This window comes from Pseudoduganella sp. GCM10020061 (assembly GCF_042683405.1).
GTDB lineage: Bacteria > Pseudomonadota > Gammaproteobacteria > Burkholderiales > Burkholderiaceae_D > Telluria.
Genome location: NZ_JBHUJS010000006.1, coordinates 1 through 21933, shown reverse-complemented (window position 1 = coordinate 21933; position 21933 = coordinate 1). Strand labels below are relative to the sequence as shown.

Annotated in this window: 22 protein-coding genes; 14 read left to right on the top strand and 8 right to left on the bottom strand. The window is 67.4% G+C overall.

Annotated elements, in window-relative coordinates:
* The first annotated feature begins 130 nt into the window (after positions 1–130).
* From ACFSQR_RS11835 to asd, 4 genes are all read left to right on the top strand, one after another.
* Entirely contained in the window at positions 131–916 is a 786-nt protein-coding gene (locus tag ACFSQR_RS11835) for a hypothetical protein (protein ID WP_377730004.1), read from the top strand.
* 75 nt (positions 917–991) lie between these two features.
* Positions 992–1636, top strand: coding sequence for a ribonuclease HI family protein (locus ACFSQR_RS11830; protein ID WP_377730003.1), 645 nt, complete (start codon positions 992–994; stop codon positions 1634–1636).
* Between the two features lie 49 nt (positions 1637–1685).
* A complete protein-coding gene (locus ACFSQR_RS11825; protein ID WP_377730002.1) occupies positions 1686–2957 on the top strand; it encodes a TCR/Tet family MFS transporter in 1272 nt (423 codons plus the stop codon).
* A gap of 87 nt (positions 2958–3044) precedes the next feature.
* Positions 3045–3899 carry an archaetidylserine decarboxylase gene (gene asd, locus ACFSQR_RS11820; protein ID WP_377730001.1) on the top strand — a complete coding sequence of 285 codons (855 nt, stop codon included), beginning with the start codon at positions 3045–3047 and terminating at the stop codon, positions 3897–3899.
* On the opposite strand, the gene ACFSQR_RS11815 is transcribed toward asd, so the two are convergent.
* A complete protein-coding gene (locus ACFSQR_RS11815) occupies positions 3896–4795 on the bottom strand; it encodes a LysR family transcriptional regulator (protein WP_377730000.1) in 900 nt (299 codons plus the stop codon). The genes asd and ACFSQR_RS11815 overlap by 4 nt on opposite strands.
* Positions 4796–4904: 109 nt before the next feature.
* On the opposite strand from ACFSQR_RS11815, the gene ACFSQR_RS11810 reads away from it, so the two are divergent.
* From ACFSQR_RS11810 to ACFSQR_RS11800, 3 genes are all read left to right on the top strand, one after another.
* Complete coding sequence (locus tag ACFSQR_RS11810) at positions 4905–5504, top strand: FMN-dependent NADH-azoreductase (RefSeq protein WP_377729999.1); 600 nt, start codon at positions 4905–4907, stop codon at positions 5502–5504.
* A 28-nt stretch (positions 5505–5532) separates the two neighbouring features.
* Positions 5533–6417, top strand: coding sequence for a pirin family protein (locus ACFSQR_RS11805; RefSeq protein WP_377729998.1), 885 nt, complete (start codon positions 5533–5535; stop codon positions 6415–6417).
* A gap of 80 nt (positions 6418–6497) precedes the next feature.
* Positions 6498–6968, top strand: a complete 471-nt coding sequence (locus ACFSQR_RS11800; protein ID WP_377729997.1) for a hypothetical protein — start codon at positions 6498–6500, stop codon at positions 6966–6968.
* Here the strand turns inward: ACFSQR_RS11800 and ACFSQR_RS11795 are convergent.
* Positions 6936–8075 carry an acyltransferase family protein gene (locus tag ACFSQR_RS11795; RefSeq protein ID WP_377729996.1) on the bottom strand — a complete coding sequence of 380 codons (1140 nt, stop codon included), beginning with the start codon at positions 8073–8075 and terminating at the stop codon, positions 6936–6938. The two genes, ACFSQR_RS11800 and ACFSQR_RS11795, sit on opposite strands and share 33 nt — an antisense overlap.
* Before the next feature lie 131 nt (positions 8076–8206).
* On the opposite strand from ACFSQR_RS11795, the gene ACFSQR_RS11790 reads away from it, so the two are divergent.
* On the top strand, positions 8207–9187 hold the full coding sequence (locus ACFSQR_RS11790) for a succinylglutamate desuccinylase/aspartoacylase family protein (protein WP_377729995.1): 981 nt from the start codon (positions 8207–8209) through the stop codon (positions 9185–9187).
* Between the two features lie 51 nt (positions 9188–9238).
* Here the strand turns inward: ACFSQR_RS11790 and ACFSQR_RS11785 are convergent, their stop codons facing one another.
* Genes ACFSQR_RS11785 through arsC form a run of 3 tightly spaced genes read right to left on the bottom strand, consistent with a single transcriptional unit; the run spans position 9239 to position 10848 of the window.
* Positions 9239–10168, bottom strand: a complete 930-nt coding sequence (locus tag ACFSQR_RS11785; RefSeq protein ID WP_377729993.1) for a 4-hydroxyproline epimerase — start codon at positions 10166–10168, stop codon at positions 9239–9241.
* Positions 10169–10172: 4 nt separating this feature from the next.
* Positions 10173–10493 carry a quaternary ammonium compound efflux SMR transporter SugE gene (sugE, locus tag ACFSQR_RS11780; RefSeq protein ID WP_377729992.1) on the bottom strand — a complete coding sequence of 107 codons (321 nt, stop codon included), beginning with the start codon at positions 10491–10493 and terminating at the stop codon, positions 10173–10175.
* A 10-nt stretch (positions 10494–10503) separates the two neighbouring features.
* The gene (arsC, locus tag ACFSQR_RS11775; RefSeq protein WP_377729991.1) at positions 10504–10848 is read right to left on the bottom strand and encodes an arsenate reductase (glutaredoxin); all 345 of its coding nucleotides are present in this window, start codon (positions 10846–10848) and stop codon (positions 10504–10506) included.
* A 95-nt stretch (positions 10849–10943) separates the two neighbouring features.
* On the opposite strand from arsC, the gene ACFSQR_RS11770 reads away from it, so the two are divergent.
* Positions 10944–11591, top strand: a complete 648-nt coding sequence (locus tag ACFSQR_RS11770; RefSeq protein ID WP_377729990.1) for a 1-acyl-sn-glycerol-3-phosphate acyltransferase — start codon at positions 10944–10946, stop codon at positions 11589–11591.
* Positions 11592–11741: 150 nt separating this feature from the next.
* Positions 11742–12491, top strand: coding sequence for a DUF72 domain-containing protein (locus tag ACFSQR_RS11765; protein WP_377729989.1), 750 nt, complete (start codon positions 11742–11744; stop codon positions 12489–12491).
* Here the strand turns inward: ACFSQR_RS11765 and ACFSQR_RS11760 are convergent, their stop codons facing one another.
* Positions 12492–14126, bottom strand: coding sequence for a SulP family inorganic anion transporter (locus ACFSQR_RS11760; protein WP_377729988.1), 1635 nt, complete (start codon positions 14124–14126; stop codon positions 12492–12494).
* 78 nt (positions 14127–14204) lie between these two features.
* On the bottom strand, positions 14205–15641 hold the full coding sequence (locus ACFSQR_RS11755; RefSeq protein WP_377729987.1) for a diguanylate cyclase: 1437 nt from the start codon (positions 15639–15641) through the stop codon (positions 14205–14207).
* A gap of 143 nt (positions 15642–15784) precedes the next feature.
* On the opposite strand from ACFSQR_RS11755, the gene ACFSQR_RS11750 reads away from it, so the two are divergent.
* Genes ACFSQR_RS11750 through ACFSQR_RS11740 form a run of 3 tightly spaced genes read left to right on the top strand, consistent with a single transcriptional unit; the run spans position 15785 to position 18074 of the window.
* Positions 15785–16780: an SDR family oxidoreductase gene (locus ACFSQR_RS11750; RefSeq protein WP_377729986.1), complete on the top strand. Its 996-nt coding sequence runs from the start codon at positions 15785–15787 to the stop codon at positions 16778–16780.
* 18 nt (positions 16781–16798) lie between these two features.
* Positions 16799–17824: a Ku protein gene (locus tag ACFSQR_RS11745; protein ID WP_377729985.1), complete on the top strand. Its 1026-nt coding sequence runs from the start codon at positions 16799–16801 to the stop codon at positions 17822–17824.
* Between the two features lie 4 nt (positions 17825–17828).
* Positions 17829–18074 carry a hypothetical protein gene (locus ACFSQR_RS11740; RefSeq protein WP_377729984.1) on the top strand — a complete coding sequence of 82 codons (246 nt, stop codon included), beginning with the start codon at positions 17829–17831 and terminating at the stop codon, positions 18072–18074.
* A 25-nt stretch (positions 18075–18099) separates the two neighbouring features.
* Here ACFSQR_RS11740 and ligD read toward each other — a convergent pair whose 3' ends face one another.
* Positions 18100–20748 (bottom strand): DNA ligase D, encoded by a 2649-nt coding sequence (gene ligD, locus ACFSQR_RS11735; RefSeq protein WP_377729983.1) that lies wholly within the window; start codon positions 20746–20748, stop codon positions 18100–18102.
* Between the two features lie 116 nt (positions 20749–20864).
* Here ligD and ACFSQR_RS11730 point away from each other — a divergent pair, with 116 nt between their 5' ends.
* Positions 20865–21788: a D-2-hydroxyacid dehydrogenase gene (locus tag ACFSQR_RS11730; protein WP_377729982.1), complete on the top strand. Its 924-nt coding sequence runs from the start codon at positions 20865–20867 to the stop codon at positions 21786–21788.
* Positions 21789–21933 lie beyond the last annotated feature (145 nt).

The window sequence follows — 21933 nt, the reverse complement described above, 5'->3', positions numbered from 1 at the left end:
AAAGTGAAGCGGAGGTAAACCAATCGCGAACGGGGTTGTTTCATTTGTAAAAACTTGCATCAACGCTCTGTTTGGCAACCGTGCAGGGCTATATTGATCTCAACAAATTCCTTTTCTCAGGAGAACCAAAATGAAAAGCACCCTCGTCATTGCAGCCCTGTTAGCCGCCACCGCCGCCTATGCTCCCCTGCCGGCTGCTGCCCAGGTGGACGTCAGCATCGTGGTCGGCTCGGCCCCTCCGCCGCCGCGTTTCGAGAGCGTGCCTGCGCCGCGCAACGGCTACGTCTGGGCGCCCGGCTACTGGAACTGGGACGGCTACCGCCACACCTGGGTCAGCGGCCACTGGGAACGCGTGCGCCGCGGCTATCAATATGTGCAGCCCGAGTGGGTGCGCGACCGCGACGGCTGGCGCCTGTCCCGCGGCGGCTGGCATGCCGTCCCGGCCGGCTCGTACGACGCGATCCGCATCGCCCCGCCACCGCCGCGCTACGAGCCGGTGCCGTATCCGCGTGCCGGTTATGTGTGGGCGCCGGGCTATTGGGAGTGGCGCGGCAACCGCTACCAGTGGCATTCGGGCAACTGGCTGCGCGAACGCCGCGGCTACGCCTGGCATGAGCCCCAATGGGTGCAGCGCAACGGCCGCTGGTACTTCGAAGAAGGCCGCTGGGGCGAGTTCCGTGGCCGCGACCGTGACCGCGACGGAGTCCCCGACCGCATGGAACGTGGGCCCGACCGTGACCGCGACGGCATTCCGGATCGCATGGAACGCGGCCCCGACCGTGACCGCGACGGCGTGGCGGACCGCTTCGACCGCGACCGCGACAACGACGGCATCGTGAACTCCCGCGACCGCGACCGCGACGGCGATGGCACACCGAACCGGTACGACCGCAGGCCCGACAATCCGCGCCGTTGATGCCAGCGCGTCGCCCCGGCGCCGTCCGGGGTGACGCGTACGACATAACCGGCGGAAAAACGGTATCCTGCCGGCATGAACGACATCGAACTCCTCGCCTACAAATCCGAGCGCGCCGCCAGCCGCAAGCTGGCGCAACGCCTCGGCATTTCCCAGCACGACGCCCTGCTCCAGACCCTGACCCTGTCCGCCGGCACCGGCGGCCTCGAGGCCCTGCTCGACCAGCGCCGCGCGCTGCGCGATGCCGACGCGGCCCGTGCCCAGGCCAGGCGCGAGCGCAGCGCCGGGATCATGGCACGGCGCGCCTTGCGTGATGCCGCCGCCACGCCGTGGCGCGCATGGTTCGACGGCTCCGCGCGGCCCAACCCGGGCCGCTGCACAATCGGCGGTGTGGTCGCCGGGCCGCACGGCGAGCGCGCCGAGATCGCGCGGAACGCCGGTGAAGGCGACAGCAGCGACGCCGAATACCAGGCCCTGATCGCGGTGCTGGAACACGCGATCGGCATGGGCGCCGGCGCGCTCACCGTGTACGGTGACAGCAAGGTCGTGATCGACGACGCCACCGGTGTCGCGCACGACGCCGCTCCCGCGCTGGCGGGCTATCGCAGCCGCGTGCACGAGCTCATGGCCAGGCTGCCCGACGTGCGCCTGCGCTGGGTGCCGCGCCACCGCAACGCCGATGCCGACGCGCTCTCGCAAGGGGCCGAACTGCAGGCCTGATCCCAGTCGCGGTAAGATAGGCATCCGCACCGATAAGAATAGTCACCGCATGCCGAAATCGAGCTACCCGGGCGCCTCCGCGGCGCCGGCCGCCCTCGCACGTCCGGGCAACCTGAACTTCATCCTGGTCTGCGTGTTCATCGACATGCTCGGCATCGGCCTGATCATCCCGGTGCTGCCGGTGCTGGTCGGCGAGTTCGTGCAGGGCCGCGACCAGCAGGCCATGTGGTTCGGCGTGCTGACCATGGCCTTCGGCCTGATGCAGTTCCTGTTCATGCCCATGCTTGGCGCCATCAGCGACCGCATCGGGCGCCGCCCCGTCCTGCTGTATTCGATGGCGGGCATGTGCATCAATTTCCTTGCCACCGCCTGGGCGCCCAACCTGGCCGCCCTCTTCATCGGTCGCGTGGTCGGGGGCATGTCCTCGGCCAGCATCTCGGTGGCCTCGGCCTACGCGTCCGACATCTCCAGCCACGAACACCGCTCCAAGAGTTTCGGCAAGGTCGGCGCGGCGTTCGGCCTCGGCTTTATTTTCGGTCCCATGCTGGGCGGCGTGCTGGGCGAAGTCGACATGCGCCTGCCCTTCTACGTGGCTGCCGCCCTGTCCGGCCTGAACCTGGCCTACGGCTACTTCGCGGTGCCCGAATCGCTCGCCCCGGAGCGGCGCTCGGGCGCCATCGAGGTGTCCCGCATCAACCCGTTCGCAGCGCTGTCGCGGCTGGTGCGGCGCCAGGAAGTGCGCCAACTGGTGGTCGTCTACACGCTGGTGACCTTTGCCCAGACCATGCTGCACACGACCTGGGTGCTGTACACCACCTACCGTTTCGGCTGGTCCCCGCGCGACAACGGCATTGCGCTGTTCTGCGTCGGCCTGGCCGCCGCGGTGGTGCAGGCGGGCCTTCTGGCGATGCTGCTGCGCCGTTTCGGCGAGAAGCGGCTGGCAGTCTACGGCCTGGTCTCCGGCGCGGTCACCTACCTGCTGTACGGCCTGGCCACGCAAGGCTGGATGATGTACGCCTTCATCCTGTGCAACCTGCTGGCCTACGCGGCCGGCCCGGCGCTGCAGGGCATCATATCGAAGGCCACGCCGCCCGGCCAACAGGGCGAATTGATGGGATCCCTGCAGTCGATCACCAGCGCGGGCATCGTGGTCATGCCGCTGCTGGGCACCAGCCTGCTCGGCGCGGCCAGCCACCTGCCCGCGGGCGACTGGCGCATCGGCGGCACCTTCTTCGCGTGCGCCGCGCTGCAGGCGATCGCGGTGTGGGTTGCGGTGCGCTGGTTCCGCAGCCATCCGCACGGCGCAGCCACGCACAACTGATCCGGCGGCCCAGGCCGGCGAACACTGTCTCAGGAGGGCACTCTGCCGCTATAATCGGACCTCGATTGCAAGCGAGGGTTTCCTACCGTGTCTGACCGCATCAAAGTCCTGCCCCAATACCTGCTGCCCAAGCGCGCGCTGACGGAGTTCGCCGGCCGCGTCGCCGGCGCCAAGGGCGGCGCTTCCACCACGCGCCTGATCCAGTGGTTCGTCAAGAAGTACGGCGTGAACATGGACGAGGCGCTCGACCCGGATGTGCACAGCTACGCCAGCTTCAACGAGTTCTTCACGCGCCCCCTGCGCGACGGCGTACGCCCGCTCGCGGACGCGGACTTCATCTGCCCCGTCGACGGCGCGATCAGCCAGTTCGGCGAGGTGAAGGACCACCAGATCTTCCAGGCCAAGGGCCACAACTTCACCACCGCCGCGCTGGTCGGCGGCGACGACACGCTGGCCGCGCATTTCCAGCACGGCAGCTTCGCCAACCTGTACCTGAGCCCCAAGGACTACCACCGCATCCACATGCCGTGCGACGGCACGCTCACCCGCATGATCTACGTGCCGGGCGCCCTGTTCTCGGTCAACCCGACCACGGCGCGCGGCATTCCTGGCCTGTTCGCCCGCAACGAGCGCGTGGTCTGCGTGTTCGACTCGAAGGAGCACGGTCCCTTTGTCATGGTGCTGGTCGGCGCGACCATTGTCGGCAGCATGGAAACCGTGTGGCACGGCGTGGTGAACCCGCCGCGCGCGCGCGACGTGCGCGAATGGACCTATCCCGCGGGCGAGGTGGCGCTGCGCAAGGGCGAGGAAATGGGCCGCTTCCTGCTCGGCTCCACCGTGGTCATGCTGTTCCAACCTGGCGTCATTTCCTTCAACCCCGAATGGGGACCGCAGCGCTCCATCCGCCTCGGCGAGGCAATGGGCGTCAAGCCCGCCGCTTAAACCACCTCGCAGCAGCGCTCGGCCATCAGGTCGAGGAAGGCCCGGGTCTTGGCCGGCATCAGCCGGCGGCCCGGGAACACCGCCCAGCCGACCGACACCGGCAGTTCCCACTCCGGCAGCACCCGCACCAGTTCCCCGCTCTCGACCAGGTGGCGCGCGAACATGTACGTGGACGCCGCGATGCCGACGCCGGAACAGGCCACCCGCGCCAGCAGGTCGGGCGAATTGGCCACCAGGCGCGCGGTCAGCTCGCGCTGCCACACCGTCTTGCCGCGCTGCAGCGTCCACGGCACCGGGCCGCCGGTCCGGCGCAGCACGCACAGCAGGTCATGCTGCAGCAGCTCGTCCGGATGCTCGGGGAGTCCGCGCTGCGCGATATAGGCGGGCGATGCGAACAGGCCCTGGCGCTCGGTCAGCACCCGGCGCGCGGCCAGCGACGAATCGTCCGGCAGGTCGCCCATGCGGATCGCGACGTCGAAGCCCTCCGCCACCAGGTCCACGCGGCGCGGCGACAGGTCCAGTTCCAGCGCGACCTTCGGATAGCGCGCCATGTACTCGCCCAGCACGTCGTTCATGCCCAGGTTGGCGAAGTCCTGCGGCATCGAGACGCGCAGGCGGCCGCTCGGTTCGCCCTGCCGGTGCTGGGCCAGCGCGCCCGCCGCCTCGGTCTCGTGCGCCACGGCCCGGGCATGCTCCAGCACGATCGCGCCGAAGTCGGTCAGCACCAGCTTGCGCGTGGTGCGCTGGAGCAGGCGTTCGCCCAGCTGCGTCTCGAGCTGCGCCAGGCGGCGCGACACGGTTGATTTCGGCTGGTCCATGCGCTCGGCCGCCTTGCTCAGGCTGCCCGCCTCCACGATGCGCGCGAACAGCACCAGGTCATTCGGTTCCACGTCCATGATTGTCCCACTGGTTAAACAATGTTATCCATTTTAACGGCTTCTGCATTGAAAGTGAGACTGTTACAGTGTGTTCATCGTTACTCGCAACCAGACAACAAGGAAAGCCATGAACATCTTGCAGATCAATTCCAGTGCCCGCGCCACCGGTTCCGAATCCACCCGCATGGCCGACGCGATTGTCGCCAAACTGGCCGCCGCCCATCCGGAAGCGACCGTCGTGCGCCGCGACCTGGCCACCGATCCGCACCCGGTCCTGGACCAGGACGCGCTGAGCGCCCTGTTCACGCCGGCCGACGCCCGCACGCCGGAGCAGGCTGCGCGCGTGGCGCTGGACGACGCGCTGATCGCCCAGGTGCAGGCTGCCGACGTGATCGTGCTGGGCGCGCCTATGTACAATTTCGGCATGACCGTGCAGCTGAAAGGCTGGTTCGACGCAATCGCGCGAGCCGGCGTGACTTTCCGCTACACCGCATCGGGCCCGGAAGGCCTGCTGAAGAACAAGAAGGTGTACGTTGCGCTGTCGCGCGGCGGCATGCACCGCGGCGCCGTGACCGACACCCAGGTCCCTCACCTGAAGACCCTGCTGGGCTTCCTGGGCATGACCGACGTCACCTTCATCTACTCCGAAGGACACGGCATGGGTGAAGAAGCGGTGGCCAAGGCACGCGAAGCCGCCAACGCCGAAATCGCGCTCGCCGTAGCGTAAGTAACCGGGAACACAAGGGAGAACAGGAATGGACACGCAAGCCGAAACCGAAATCGCCGCCACCCCCGTCGTCCGCAGCCGGACCGTCGAGCGCCTGGTCGCCGGCCAGTTCGTTATGGATGGCGCTGGCGTCAGGATCAACCGGGTCCTCACCGGTCCGCTGCAACGCCGCCTCGATCCCTTCCTGATGCTCGATGCGTTCGGCAGCGACAAGGCCGGCGACTACATCGCCGGCTTCCCGTCGCATCCGCACCGGGGCTTCGAGACCGTGACCTACATGCTGCACGGGAGCATGCGCCACAAGGACAGCTTCGGCAACGAAGGCGTGGTCACGGATGGCGGCGTGCAGTGGATGACGGCTGGCCGCGGCGTGATCCACTCGGAGATGCCGGCGCAGACGGAAGGGCTGATGGAAGGCTTCCAGCTGTGGCTCAACCTGCCCGCCAGGGACAAGATGCGCGCCCCGTGGTACGCCGACATCCCGTCCGGCGACATCCCGCGCTTCACGCTGGAAAATGGCGTGACGGTGCAGGTGATCGCGGGCGCGAGCCACGGCGTGGCCGGCGCAGTGCAGCGCGACGGCACCGAGCCGGTCTACCTGGATATCGGTTTGCCGGCGGGAGCACGTTTCGAGCAGCCGCTGCGTGCGGGGCATAACGCATTCATCTATGTGTTCCGCGGCGAAGCGGTGGTGGAAGGCAAAGGCATCGCGGCGACGCGCATGGCGATCCTGGCCAACCAGCCGGACGCAGACGGCGTGCGCATCTCGGCATCCACCCCGACCCGTCTGTTGCTGATCGCGGGGCGCCCGCTGGGCGAACCGATCGCGCAGCACGGACCGTTCGTGATGAACACGCAGGAGGAGCTGATCCGGGCCGTGGAAGACTTCCGCGCTGGCCGCTTCGCCGGCTGATTCGCCCTGACTTTGCGGTTCAGCCTTTGAAAACCCGGCAATTGGCGCTATGCTGCGCCTTTTGCCGTCCCCGCCCTTCCATGCCGCTGCTTTACAAGATCCAGGACCTCCTCGCGCGCGTCAGCCGCGCATGCGGCTTCGAGAGCGCGGACCGGTTCCCGCCGGGCCAGTACTATCCGCGCACGCGCTGGAACCGCGCCTATTTCGACATCCCTTCCGACCTGAAGGCCGACGCGATGGAGCGCCGCATCTGCGACGCCATCGCCAATACGCCGTCGGTGTTCGCGCACATCGCCCACCCGACCCCGCGCATGCAGCAGACGCTGATCGCGATCATCGAGTCCACCATGCGCCGCGCCTGCGGCCAGCCGGTGAACCTTGCGGCCATGCTGATCAATGCCTATGCCAGCCCATACACGCCGGAAGCGAGGCCCGGCTTGCGCGGTGCGATCGAATCCACCGCCGGCCAGGAACTGTCCACGCGCACCCAAGTGCTGTTGCAACACCTGAACAGCACCTCAGGCGCGTTCGGGCTGACCATCGAGGCCTGAGCCGGCCCGCGCGACCGCCGGCACGTAACGCTCGCGCAGCTTCATGAAGGGCGTCTCCACCAGCAGGTGCAGGGCCAGGCCCGCCATCACGCTCGCGGCGAAGGAAGCCGCCACCGCCTGCCATTCGCCCGGCGCAAAGCCCGCGCGTGCGAGCACCGAGCCAAGCAGGATCATCACCTGCTTGTGGATCAGGTAGATCGCGTAGGACCACAGCGCCAGGCTTGCCGCGCCCGGCACGCGCAAGGTCCGCAGCACGGAACGCTGCGACACCGCGGCCAGCACCAGCAGTCCGAAACCCACCGCCAGCAGCGGATATCCGAACACGGTCACGCCCAGCCCGCGCGGCGAGGCGAGGAACAGCCACACCGCCAGCGCGCACACGCCCAGCCCCGCGGCGCCCGATGCATTGCCGCGCGCGCTGATGCGCGCCCACGCGTCCGGGTGGTAGTTGCGCAGCATCGCCAGCGCGACGCCCGCCACCAGCTCGTCCAGGCGGCACAGCGACGAGTAGTAGATGTATTTATAGTAGTTGTACATGCCGTAGCGCTGCCCGTCGACCACCTGCTCCCAGAGGATCCAGCGCGCCGCGATGCCAACGCCGACCACCATGGCCAGCGCCAGCCATGCCCGCGACATGGGCGGACGCACTGCGGCGAACGCCAGCGCCACCGCCGGCAGCACCATGTAGAACTGCTCCTCGATATTCAGCGACCACGCGTGCGAGAACGCGGTGCCCGGCGCCAGGTTGATGTTCTGGGTGAAGGTCAGGAAGCGCCACAGCTCGGGCATCTCCAGGCCGCCGCGGAACGCAGGCCACAGCGCGTACAGCGCCAGCACCACGTAGAAATTGGGCAGCGTGCGCAGGAAGCGGCGCGCGTAGAAGCGTCCCAGCGAGAAGCCGGCCTCGCTCCTGAGGGCGGCGAAGATCTGGTTGCCGATCAGGTAGCCGGACAGCGCGAAGAACAGGTCCACCCCGATCCAGCCCACCGTGCCGATGAAGCCGAACGTGTCCTCGTTGCTCACGAAGAGGACGTAATGCTGGAGCATGACCAGCACGATGGCGAGTGCGCGCAGCGTGTCGAGGCCGTGGATGCGTTCGGAATGCATGCGAATCGGTAGGGACGAAATGGCGCATCATGCCACGCAAACGCGGCAGGTTCCAGCAAGGCCTTCCGATCCGATAGAATATCGGGTCGCGGCCGCGACCGGCCTCGCGCCACATCACAAGGAATCCAGGCATGACCAGCAGCTACCAGACCCAGTTCAAGTCCATCAACTACACCGCGATGAAGCCGGGCGTGCGCCTGATCGTCACCGGCGCCGTGCACGGCAACGAGACCTGCGGCACCACCGCGATCCGCCGGGTCATGGAGGAGATCGACACTGGCAAGCTGCACATCGCCGCCGGCAGCGTCACCTTCGTCCCGGTCGTCAATACCAAGGCCTATGAACTCGGCCAGCGCGGCGGCGACCGCAACCTGAACCGCAACCTGTTCCCGAACGAGGCGCCGCAGGATTTCGAGGACCATGTCGCGAACTGGCTGTGCCCCCTGCTGGAACGGCACGAGGTGCTGCTCGACCTCCACTCGTTCAACGCGCAGAGCCAGCCGTTCGTCATGGTCGGGCCGCGCAACAACGGCGGCCTGCTGGAGCCATTCCGCCACGCCGAGAAGGAACGCGCACTGGCGCGCCGCCTGGGCGTCAAGCGCTTCGTGGACGGCTGGCTGCGCACCTACGGCCAGGGGGTCAAGCGCCGCAACAAGGGCGGCAGCGAGGAACTGAGCCTGCAACTGCGCTATGGCGTCGGCACCACCGAATACATGCGTTCCACCGGAGGCTATGCGCTGACGCTCGAGTGCGGGCAGCACCAGGACCCGCAGGCGCCGGAGGTTGCATACCGCGCCATCATGAACACGCTGGCGTTCCTGGGCGTGATCGACGCGCCGTCGCCGGACCCGATCCCGCTGGAGGACATGGAAGCGCTGTCGATGGTGGAGGTGCATGACAAGCTGGCCGATGGCGACACCTTCTCGCGCACCTGGTCCAGTTTCGACAAGGTGGCCAAGGGCGAGCAGATCGGCGTGCGCGCGGACGGCACGCCGGTGGTGGCGGAATTCGACGCGCTGATCCTGTTCCCGGACACGAACGCCAAGGCCAACCACGAGTGGTATTACCTCGCACAGGTGAACCGCCACTTCGACAAGTACATGGACACCTGAGCCGCACGGTCCCGGCTAAGCCTGGGATGACGCATTCGCAGCGATGACCTCTCAGATGCCGTACGCGAAGGGATCGCCGTCCTGCACGATCAGCTCCGCGCGCGCATTGACCCACGCGCGTCCCCGGATACTCGGCAGGACCGCATCGCCATCGCGCCGGTACCAGGCCTCGAACACGCTGCCGATGATGCTTTCCTGCCTCCACACGGCGCCTTCGGCCAGCAGTCCGTCCGCCGCCAGGCAAGCCACTTTCGCACTGGTGCCCGTCCCGCAAGGCGAACGGTCGTAAGCCTTGCCCGGACAGAGCACAAAGTTGCGGCTGTCCGCCGTCGGCGTGTTCGCGAAGATCTCGACATGGTCGATCAGCGCCCCGCCCTCGCCCGTGATGCCTGCGCGCTGCAAGGCGCGGCCGATGGCGCTGGTGTAAGCCGTCAGCGCCTCCGCATTCGACACGTCCAGCCGCATCCCCTCCGGCGCATGCGCAAGGAAGAACCAGTTGCCGCCCCAGGCGACGTCGCCGGTCACCGTGCCGTATCCGTCGACGCTCACCTGGACGCCGTGCTGCGTGCGTCGCGCGGGCACGTTGTCGATGGTGACGCTGCCGTCCGCATGCAGCAGCGCTTCCACTACCCCTGCGGGCGTATCGATCCGGTGCCGCCCCGGCCCGATGCGGCCGAGGAAGGCAAGCGAGGCCACCACGCCGATCATGCCGTGCCCGCACATGCCCAGGTAGCCCACGTTATTGAAGAAGATGATCCCGGCCACGCAATCCGGCGCGAACGGCTCGCACAGCAGCGCGCCGACCAGCACGTCCGAGCCGCGCGGCTCGCACACGACGGCGCTGCGGAAGCGGTCATGCTCGCTGCGGAACCGCGCCACCCGCCCGGCCAGCGGCCCGCCGCCCAGGTCGGGGCCTCCCGCGATCACGAGGCGGGTTGGCTCGCCTCCAGTATGCGAGTCGATGATCGAGATGGCGTGCATGGCGTCAGCCCGGCGTGACGAGTTTGAGTCCCACGATGCCCAGCACGATCAGGGCGATGCAGCCAAGCCGCAGCGCGCCCGCCGGTTCCCCCAGCAGCAGCATGCCCACGATCGCGGTGCCGACAGTGCCAATGCCCGTCCATACCGCATAGGCGGTACCCAGCGGCAGATTGCGCATGGCGATTCCGAGCAGGAGCACGCTCGCGGCCATCGCAACCAGGGTGATGGCCGATGGAACTAGCTTGGTAAAGCCTTCGGTGTATTTGAGTCCGACCGCCCAGACGACTTCGAGCAGGCCGGCGACCAGCAGGATCAGCCACGGCATGAACTGCCCCTTATGGAAGAATTTCGCGCACGAGGCCGGGCGGACGGCACAGCCGCACGCCATGCTGCGTCACCACGAAGGGGCGGTTGATCAGGGCCGGATGCGCCACCATGGCGTCGAGCAGGACCTCGTCGGTGGCGCTGTCGAGGCCAAGTTCGGCGTAGACAGGCTCCTTGGTGCGGACCGCATCGCGCACCGCCAGCCCGGCACGCCCGATCAGGCCGCGCAGTTCCTCCTTGGTCGGCGGATGGGCAAGGTAATCGATGATCGCAGGCTCGATGCCGGCCTCGCGGATCAGCTCCAGCGCGCCGCGCGAATTGCTGCAGCGTGGGTTGTGGTAGATGGTCGTCGTCATCCGCGCAACATACCGCACGGTGGCCATTCCGGCAAGGCTTGGGGCTGCGCCGGCAGCGGGGCTATAATGCCCGACTATTTCCTCATCGCAAGTATATGAACGAGAAGACCCATATCCTGCGTCCCGCCGAGCTGCCGCGCCTGGGCCAGCGGGTGTCGCTGCGTATCCTGAACATGATCGGCTGGAATGTACGGTTCAAGCCCCTGCCCGGCCCCTACGGCGTGGCGGTGGTCTACCCGCACACCTCCAATTGGGACGTGGTCGTGGGCCTGCTCGCGCGCTGGGCCGTCGGCCTGCCGTTCCGCTGGCTCGCAAAGGAAGCACTGTTTTCCGGCATCGCCGGCAAGACCATCGGCCCGATCCTGCGCAGCTGGGGTGCGGTCGCGGTCGAGCGCCGCTCGTCGACCGGCGCCACGCAGCGCCTGGTCGAGACGATGAAGTCCCATGAGTGGTTCTGGGTCGCGCTGGCGCCGGAAGGCACGCGCAGCTACGCGCCGAACTGGCGCAGCGGCTTCTATCATCTCGCGGTTGCCGCAAAAGTGCCGCTGCTGGTGGTGTACCTGGATTTCCCGAACAAGGAAGTGGGCGTGGTCGACTACGTGGACCTGACCGGCGACCAGCAGCGCGACATGGCCGCGATCCGCAAGGTCTACGAAGGCCACCACGGCCTGCATCCCGAGAACGAAGCGCCGATCCAGCTGGCGCCGCCGCGCGCGCCGCTCGAAGAGCGCCGCCACGCCTGATCCCGGTCGACGCCGGGTGGCGGAATCCGCCATAAAAGGTGCGATTCCGCCAAAAAGGGCCTGCCTGACGGACTCGGAAACCCGCGGCTGGACATTCCCTTTGGCCCATCCGTGCGACCGCGCACCGGTGCATGCAATAAGCTCGTTTGCATGAGCGCCCCTTGGACCGAACGATGCCGCGTCGGCTGCGCAGGATGGAGCCTGTCGCGCCACGATGCCCCCGCCTTCCCTGCCGAAGGCAGCCACCTCGAACGCTACGCCGCCGTGTTCACGGCGGCCGAGATCAATTCCTCGTTCTACCGCGAGCACAAGGCGCAGACCTACGCGCGCTGGGCCGCGTCGACGCCGGACGGCTTCCGCTTTTCGGTGAAGATGCCGCGCACGGTCACGCACGACAAGCGCCTGGCCGGCGCGGACGAGGAGCTGGCCCGCTTCGCCGAACAGGCAGGCGCGCTGCAGGACAAGCTGGAATGGGTATTGGTGCAACTGCCGCCGAAGCTGGAATTCGATGCCACGCTCGCCGCGCAGTTCATCGAATCCGCACAGGCGCACCTGCCGTGCGCAATCGCGCTGGAGGCGCGCCACGTCAGCTGGTTCGGCGACGAAGCCACCGCCCTGCTGGCGCAGCGCGGCGTCACCCGCGTCACCGCCGACCCTCCCGCCAAGGGCGTGAGCGTGCATGTGCCGACCACGGATGCCTACTATGTGCGGCTGCATGGTTCGCCGCGCATCTACTACTCGTCCTATCCGGACGCGTACCTGGCGCAGCTGGCGGAGGCGATGCAGGCGCACGCGCGCACCGTGGGCCGGGCGTGGTGCATCTTCGACAATACGGCAGGACAGGTCGCCGTAGGCAACGGCCTGGAGATGATGCGCAGGCTGGGTACCGCGGCGCGCTGATCAGCCCCGCGCCAGTTCGTCCGACGCCATGGCGGTGCTGAGGTAGATGTTCCCGGTCAGGCGCGAGCCGACGTCGCTGGTCTTGAGGCGGTCCATCACCGGTCCCTTCACTTCGGCCAGATGCAGGCGGATGCCGCGCCGGTCCAGCGTCTCGTTCCACTCGGCCAGTCCCAGCAGCGCGGTGGTGTCGATGCTGTTCACCGCCGACATCACCAGCACCAGGTCACGGGTGCCGGGGCGGCTGGCGATTTCCTCCTCCATCCGCGCGCTGACCGCTTCCACGTTCCCAAAGAACAGGTTGGCGTCGATGCGCATGATCAGCAGGCCGGGCACCGTCTCGGCCGGGTAGCGCTCGATATTGCGGAAATGCTCGGTGCCGGCAATGCGGCCCAGCACCGCGATGTGCGGGCGGCTTGCGCGCCAGATCAGCGTTCCCATCGACAGCACAACCCCGATCACCACGCCCTCCTGGATGCCTGCCGCCAGCACGCCGGCCAGCGTCGCCAGGAGCGCCAGCGCGTCGCTGCGGTCGTAGCGCCAGGCCGTGCGCAGCGTATCGAACTCCATCAGCTGGACCACCGCGACAATGATGGTGGCCGCGAGCACCGGCAGCGGCAGCAGCGACAGCCAGCCCGTGGGCGCCACCAGCGCGGCAGCGATCAGGACCGCGCTCAGCGTGCTGGCCAGCGGCGTCGCCGCGCCGGCCGCGAAATTGACGGCGGAGCGCGACAGGCTGCCGGTCACCGGGAAACCGCCCGACAGCGCGCTGCCCACATTGGCCGCGCCCAGCGCAAGCAGCTCGCGGTTGCTGTCGAGTTTTTCCTGGCGCTTTTGCGCCAGCACCTGCGCGCCCGACATGCTGACCAGGAAAACGATGAATGCGATCAGCAGCGCGGGCTGCAACAGCGCGCCCCAGTGGCTGTGCGATGTCGCCAGGTTCAGGCCCGGCAGGCCGCCCGGGACGTCGCCCGCGGTTGCGACGCCGAGTTCGCGCAGGCCGGCCAGCTCCACCAGCAGCATTCCGCCCAGCAGGACGAACATGGGCGCGAGCTTGGCCGCGACGGCCGCGCGCGACGGCAGCACCCCCATCCGCACCAGCGCCGGCGCCATCCCCGAACGCAGGACGACCAGCAGCACCAGCGCACCGACGCCGAGCATGGCCGAGGGCCAGTGCAAACCGGGAAGCGCGGCGCCGAACAGCGCCGGCAGCTGGCCCCACGCGATCAGGATGGTCGCGCCGGTCGTGAAGCCGCTCATGACCGGGCGCGAGAAGAAGTTGGCGAGGAAGCCCACGCGCAGCAGCCCGCACAGCAGCAGCACGGTGCCGACCATGAAGGCCAGCTGCCCTGCCAACACGCCGTACAGGCCGGAGCCCTGCGCGGCCAGCGGCGCGAGCGCGGAGGCGGTCATCAGCGAGACGATCGCCATCGGGCCGACCGACTGGGTCATGCTGGTGCCGATCAGCGCATAGCAGATGGCAGGGACGATGCTGGCGTACAGGCCGGTCACCGGCGGCAAGCCTGCGACCAGCGCATACGCCAGGCCCTGGGGGATCATCATCATCGCCACCACGACGCCGGCGCCGATGTCGCCCGCCAGCCAGTCGCGGCGGTAGTGTCGCAGCCAGTGCAGCATCTGCCCGTCCGAAGTCAAAAACGCAAGGTTACCACGCGGCATCGCCAACGGGGCGAGCGCAGTTTGCGGGACTGTCTTCTACGCCAGTTCGACCAGGTTGCGGCCGGCGCGCTTGGCACGCGCCAGTGCGCCATTCGCACGCAGCATCAGCTGGTCGGCCGATTCCTCCGGCTGCAGGGCGGCGATGCCGATGCTCAGGGTGACATGGTCGCAGCCGGGGAAGTCGAACGCCGCGACCGCGGCGCGGATCTTCTCCGCCAGCGCCAGGCACTCTTTCGCGTTGGTGTGGGGCGCGATCACATGGAACAGGTCGCCGCCGCTCCGGACCAGCATGTCCGAGCCGCGCAGCAGCCCGCCCACGATGTCCGCAAGCGTGCGCAGCGCGAGGTCGCCGCAGGCCGTACCGAAACGTTCATTCAGCGCCGCGAACTGGTCGATATCGAGCGCAGCCACGGCCAGCGGCGCCTGGTAGCGCATCGCGCGCCGGATCTCGTGGTCGAGCAGCTGTTCGCCGCTGCGCCGGTTCGGCACGCCTGTCAGGTAGTCGGTCGCTTCCAGGTGCGCCATGCGCGATCCGAGCTGCGCGCATTCGCGCTCGAGCTCCGCGATGCGCAGGGCCACGCCGGCCAGCGCAGACAGGCTGGCGAAAGTCGCGAAATCGTCATGCGAGAGCACGCGCTCGCGATTGAACATCACGCACAAGGACCCGCGCACGCTGCCATCCGCGCCAGGCAGCGGGAACGCCGCCACCATGCGCACCGCCTGCGCGTGCAGGCTCCCGGCCAGCTCCGCATCGCCCGATTTTTCGGGCACGTCCAGCAGCGTGACCTCGCCGGTCAGAGCCGACAGCACGCCAGGGAAGGCGCGGCCCTCAGGCTGCTGCTGCAGCATCGTGGTCCGGCCGAGGATGGGCTGCAGCGACATCCCCGCCTCGCCCGCCTGTGCGGCGACGCGCAGTTCGCCGTCCGTCCGCAGTTCGAACATGCTGACGTGTGCCACGCCGGGAAACGCCAGCAGCGCTTCGCACACGTTCTGCGACACCTGCCTGCCGTCTCCGCCGGTGCTCACCGCCTGCTCCATGCGCGCGCGCACCGCGAGCAGCTGGCGCAGCGCGGCGCCGGACAATGCCACGGCGGGCGGCTTCGCCACCGCAGCGGCCAGCGCATCGTTCGCGACCGGCGCGATTACGTAATCGACCGGGCCGAACGCGCGCAGCGCCTCGATCCAGCCCGCCTGCCGGTAAGGCACCACCGCCACCACGGGCGCACCGCGCCGGAGCGTGACGATGCGGCCCAGCGCTTCCAGCTCGGACGGCCGGTCGAAAAATTCAAGGTCCATGATGAGCTGGTCGACGGCATGCTTCACGATCGCGGTTTCCGCCGCCTCCAGGTCCGGCGCCATGAACAGGCGCGAGAAGTGTTCGCCGCAGGCCTGCTGGAACTGCTGCCGCCGCTCCCGCGAGGGACTGAGGAACGCGCCCACCGGACGCATTCCAGGAGCGAGCTGATCCGCCATGACTTTCTCCAAGGAAATATTTTTTCAGCAACTTAATTTCTAGTTTGCCATAGAACGGGGAAAGGGCGGCGCATATGTGTGCGAGCGCACTGTCATACATACGACGCGCGCGGAAACTCACCGGACAGACGAAGGAGAATGCGATGACACGAAACGAACAGCGTGCCGGAAACAATCAGGTGGAAGACGCCGCCAATAAGCAGCGCGCGATCCAGAGCCGCCAGGACCAGAAGGATTTCAGCGAAGGCAAGCAGGAGAAAAGCGACAAGGCAGTCCAGACCAGCGAAGTGAAGCAGCCCGAGCCACCGCTGGAACAGCCCCATCTCGTCAAGCCGGGCATCGAAGCGGAGATGCAGCTCAAGCCGCGCTACATGGCCGAACAATACAAGGGCAGCGGCAAGCTGGAAGGCATGTCGGCGATCGTCACCGGCGGCGACTCCGGCATCGGCCGCGCCGTCGCGGTGCTGTACGCGCGCGAAGGCGCGGATGTAGCGATCGTCTACCTGAATGAACACGAAGACGCCGACGAGACGCGGCGCGCGGTCGAGGCCGAGGGCCGCCGCTGCATCACGCTGGCGGGCGACGTCAAGGACGTGGAATTCTGCCAGGACGCAGTCGCGCAGACGCTCAAAGCATTCGGCAAGCTCGACATCCTCGTCAACAATGCCGCCTTCCAGGAACACGCCAGCTCGCTGCTGGACCTGACCGAAGACCGCCTCGACGAGACCTTCCGCACCAACATCTACGGCTACTTCCACATGGCGAAGGCCGCGCTGCCGCACCTGAAACGGGGCGCATCGATCATCAATACCGGCTCGGTCACGGGCCTCAAGGGCAACGCCAGGCTGCTCGACTATTCGAGCACCAAGGGCGCGATCCACGCGTTCACGATGTCGCTGGCGGCCAACCTGATCGAACAGGGCATCCGCGTCAACGCTGTGGCGCCGGGTCCCGTCTGGACACCGCTCAACCCGGCCGACAAGACCGAAGGCATCGAGTCCTTCGGCGGCGACACCACCATGAAGCGGCCCGCGCAACCGGAAGAACTGTCGCCGGCCTACGTGTTCCTGGCCTCGCCGGTGTGTTCCAGCTACATCACGGGAATCGTCTTGCCGATCACCGGATCGGTCGGCGAGTAATCCAAGGAGAAGCCCATCATGGCAAGAAGTTTATGGAAAGGCGCCATCAGTTTCGGACTGGTGCACATCCCTGTCGAAATGTACCCGGCCACGCGCGAGAGCTCGCTCGACCTGACCATGCTCGACAAACGCGACTTCTCGCCGATCGGCTTCAAGCGCTACAACAAGAGCACGCAGGCCGAAGTCGCGTGGGAGAACATCGTCAAGGGCTACGAGTACACCAGCGGCGAATACGTGGTGCTGTCGGACGAGGACCTGAAGCGCGCGAATGTCGAGGCGACCCAGACCATCGACATCCTCGCCTTCGTCAACGCCGACGAGGTGCCGCTGCTGTACCACAACCAGCCCTACTATCTCGCGCCCGGCAAGGGTGGCGACAAGGTGTATGCGCTGCTGCGCGAGACCTTGCGCTCGGCCGGCAAGATCGGCATTGCCAACGTCGTCATCCGCGTCAAGCAGCACCTGGCCGCGCTCGTGTGCGTGGGCGACGTGATCGTGATGGAGACGCTGCGCTACGCCGACGAAATCCGTCCTGCCGACGAACTCAAGATTCCCAAGAAGGGCGAGAAGAACGCCGCCATCTCGGACAAGGAACTGAAGATGGCGCTCGCGCTGGTGGAAGGCATGAGCGAGGAATGGAAGCCGGATCAGTACCACGACACCTACCGCGAAGACGTGCTCGCGCTGGTCGAGGAAAAGATCGCGCACAACGAAACGAAGACCATCACCATGCCGGGCAAGGAGCGCGAAAAGCCGGCGGCCGGCAACGTCATCGACCTGGTCGCGCTGCTGCAGCAGAGTATTGGCGCCAAGCCGGGCGCCAAGCCGGCCAAGGGTTCGTCGCGCAAGGCGGCCAACGACGAGCCGGAAGAGGAAGAAGAGGAAGAGGAAGCCGCACCGGCGCCGAAAAAGCGCGCCAGCGCGCCGCGCAGCACTGCGGCGAAGGCTGCCGCGCCCCGGCAGCGCGCCGCGGCCGCCGCCAAGCCGAAGGCCGTGTCGCGCACCAGCGCCAAGGTGCCGTCCAAGGCCAAGAAGACGGCGTGACTGGATGAGCGAATACATCGACCTGCTTCAATGGCCAGCGATGGCCGTCACCCTGTTCGGCGCTTACTGGCTCGCCTCCGGCCGGCCGGAGCGGCGCATGTTCGGGTTCTGGATGATGGTGCTGTCGAACCTGATGTGGATCGCCTGGGGCTGGTCGGACGAAGCGTGGGCGCTGGTCCTGCTGCAGGTCGGGCTGATGGCGCTGAACGTGCGCGGCATCCTCAAGAACGAACACGAAGCGCACCGCTAACGCGGCGGGCGGCGGGGGACTGTCCCTATTTCAGGCCGAGGGACTTCATGGCGGCGGTCAGGGTCTTCGCGCTGCCGGCATAGTCCGCCCACGGCTCGTTGCCCTTGTCCAGCCGCGTGTGCGCGTTCTGGATGTTCCACTGGTCGCCGGATCTCACCGAGCCCAGCTCTTCCCACGCGATCGGCACCGAAATCCCCAGCCCCGGCCGCACGCGCGCCGACCATGCGCCCGCCGTGGTCGCACCGCGCCCGTTGCGCAGGTAGTCGATGAAGATCTTGCCCACGCGGTTCTTGGGCCCGCTCTTGAACGCAAACCGGTCCGGCAGCGTCTTCGCCAGGTGCTGCACCACCGCCTGCGAAAAATCCTTTACCGTATCCCAGTCGTACTGCGGCTTGACCGGCACCACCACGTGCAGTCCCTTGCCGCCGCTGGTCTTGAGGAACGAGGGCAGCCCGAGCTGGTCGAGGAAGGCATGCACCAGCTGGGCCGCTTCCTGGATCGCCTTCCAGTCCACGCCTTCGCCGGGGTCGAGGTCGAACACGATCCGGTTCGGCTTCTCGTACGACCTGCACAGCGCGTTCTGCGTGTGGAACTCCACCACGTTCCACTGCGCGGCGGCCAGGATGCCCTCCACGCTGGTCACGTGAAGCATCGGCGGGTGGTCCGGGTCCAGCTCCTGCGGCATCTGCTTCACTCCGGGCAGCTTGGTCACATCCGCGTGCTTCTGGAAGAACAGCTCCCCGCCGACGCCGGCCGGCGCGCGCACCAGCGACAGCGGACGGCCCTTGAGATGCTCCATCATCAGCGGCCCGACCAGCGCGTAGTAGCGGATCAGGTCGATCTTGGTCGCGCCCGACGTCGCGTCGATCAGCCGTTCCGGGTTGGTGACCTTGATGCTGGGCGGCAGGTTGGTGGGCGGCGGTGTCCCCGGGGCGGCGCTCTCCTGCGCAACCTCCTCCATGTGCTTGGGCAGCTCGCGCCCGACTCCCTTGGCCTGCTTGTCCTCGCGCAGGCCCTGGAATACCGCATGCCGCACCGACCCGGTCTTGGTCCACTCCGCGAAACTTACCTCCGCGACCAGCTTCGGCTTGACCCAATGGTGCTTGCGGCCTGCCACCGTCTTGGGCGGGAACGGGCTTTCGTCGGTCTCCAGCGCCGACAGCTTCTTGTAGATGTCGCGCAGGGTCTTCTCGTTGAAGCCGGTGCCCACATTGCCTGCGTACTGCAGCTGGCCGTCCTTGTCGTACACGCCCAGCAGCAGCGAACCGATGCCCGTGCGCGCGCCCTGCGGATCGGTGTAGCCGGCGATGACGAACTCCTGGCGCAGCTGGCATTTGAGCTTGATCCAGTCCGGCGAGCGGCGCTCCACGTAAAGCGAATCGCGCTTCTTGCCGATAATGCCTTCCAGGCCCATCTTGCACGCCGCCTCCAGGATCTGCGCCGGGTCGGTCCCGAACTCGTCGGAGAAGCGCAGCCGGTCCGACCCCGCTTTTTCCAGCACGGCGCGCAGCACCTCGCGGCGCTCGACCAGCGGCACCTGGCGCAGGTCATAGCCGTTCAGGTAAGGCGCGTCGAAGATGAAGAAGACGATGTGCGCGGTGTTGGAACCGTCGAACGCCATCTGCAGCTTGCCGAAGTCGGGCCGGCCGTTCTCGTCGTGGACCACGATCTCGCCGTCGTAGAAGCCGTCCGGCAGCTTGGCGGCAACGATCGCATCGTGCAGCTGCATCATCTTGCGCGTCCAGTCGTTGCCGTTGCGGGTGAACAGGCGGACCTCTTTTCCCTCGACGCGCGCCAGCAGGCGGTAGCCGTCGAACTTGATCTCGAAGACCCAGTCCTCCGCCGACGATGGCGGCTTGTCGACAAGCGTCGCCAGCTCCGGATTCATCGTCGCGGGCAAGTCGGCCTTGACCGCATCACCCGGCATCGCTGCCTTCTTGCGCGCCGATTTCACAGCGGTGGCCGCAGGTGCGGCCTTCTTCGCGGTGGCCTTGGCGGCGGGCTTGGCGGTGGCAGAGGATGCGCTTTTTGCCGCGACCCTCGTCGCTGCGCCGTCGGCCGGCTTCGCAACTTTCGCAGTTTTTGCAGCGCGCTTTTTCTTGCCCATCTCGCCGGGCATCGGCAGCGCGGCGACGCTGTCGGGCATCTCATCGACCACCGAATACTCGGCCGCCGGGCGCGTGAAATCGTCCTTCTCCTTGATCAGCAGCCACGGCTCCTGTCTCTCGCCCTTGCCCTTCATACGCACCAGCACCCAGCGCCCGTGCATCTTGTGGCCGCGCATCTCGAACTTGAGGTTGCCCTTGCGGTAGCCCTCGTGCGGATCACCGACCGGATGCCAGGTGCCCTTGTCCCAGATGATCACCTTGCCCGCGCCGTACTGCTTCTCGGGGATCGTGCCCTCGAAACTGGAATACGAAATCGGATGGTCCTCCACATGCACGGCCATGCGCTTATCGTGCGAATCGTAGCTGGGCCCCTTCGGCACCGCCCAGCTCTTCATCGTCCCGTCCAGCTCCAGGCGGAAATCGTAGTGGAGGCGCGAGGCCCAGTGCTTCTGGATCACGAAGGTCAGTTCGTCGAGCGACTCCGTTCCGCCCTCCTCGGGCTCGCTGGTGATCGCGAAATTGCGCTTGGCTTTGTACAGCTTGAGGTGATCGCTTGGCGTAGGCATGGCAGTACCGGTTCGGGGGAGATGGGGAAACTCTATGGCGCGGCGGATAACTGGACTGTGCGCCAACGCACCGTGCCTCTGCGCGGGCGCGGCGGGCCGCCGGGTTATGATTCCGCATGCACAAAATCGTCTTCCTCGACCGCGCCAGCCTGGACGCGAATATCCGCTCGCCCTCGTTCCCGCATACCTGGACCGACTACGCCGCCACCGCACCGGGCGAAGTGGTCGAGCGCCTGCGCGGCGCCACCATTTGCATCACCAACAAGGTGCCGGTGCGGGACGCGGACGTTGCCCAACTGCCCGGCCTCAGGCTCATCGCGGTGGCCGCAACCGGCACGGATAACGTCGACGTCGACGCCGCGCGCGCACGCGGCATTGCCGTGGCCAACGTGCGCGACTACGCCGTGGAGACCGTCCCCGAACACTGCTTCATGCTGATCCTGGCCTTGCGGCGCAACCTGCTCGCCTACCGTGCCGACGTCGAAGCCGGCCGGTGGGAGCAGTCGAACCGCTTCTGCCTGCTGGACCACCCGATCCGCGACCTTGCCGGCAGCACGCTGGGCATCGTCGGCTTCGGCGCGCTGGGCCAGGCGGTCGCGCGCCTGGCCCGCGCCTTCGGCATGCGCGTCATCGTCACCTCCCGCTCCCCGGTGGCGGACGACAGCGTCGAACAGCTTGCGCTCGACGAGCTGCTGCGCCAGTCCGACATCGTCACCCTGCACGCCCCACTGACACCGGACACGCGCCACAAGATCGGCGCCGGCCAGCTCTCGCTGATGAAGCCCGACGCACTCCTGATCAACACCGCCCGCGGCGGCCTGGTCGACGAAGCCGCCCTCGCCGGCGCCCTCCGTGACGGCCGCATCGGCGGCGCAGGCTTCGACGTCCTCAGCGCCGAGCCACCCTCGCCCGACAACCCGCTGCTGCAATTGCGCCAGCCCAACTTTATCCTGACACCCCATTGCGCCTGGGGCAGCGCGCAGGCCATGCAGCGGCTCGCCGACATCCTCATCGACAACATCGAGTCCCTCGCCCCTTGATTTTTCTCAAACCGGGGGTCAGGCCTGCTTTCCCCCTGGTGCCTCGTATATTGATACCGCCTGCAATTCGGCAGATACTTCTGCTGTTTTTCCGGTCGGGCAGAGTCACACCGATGGTGCTTAAGGCTGCGAGCCTGTGGGTCAG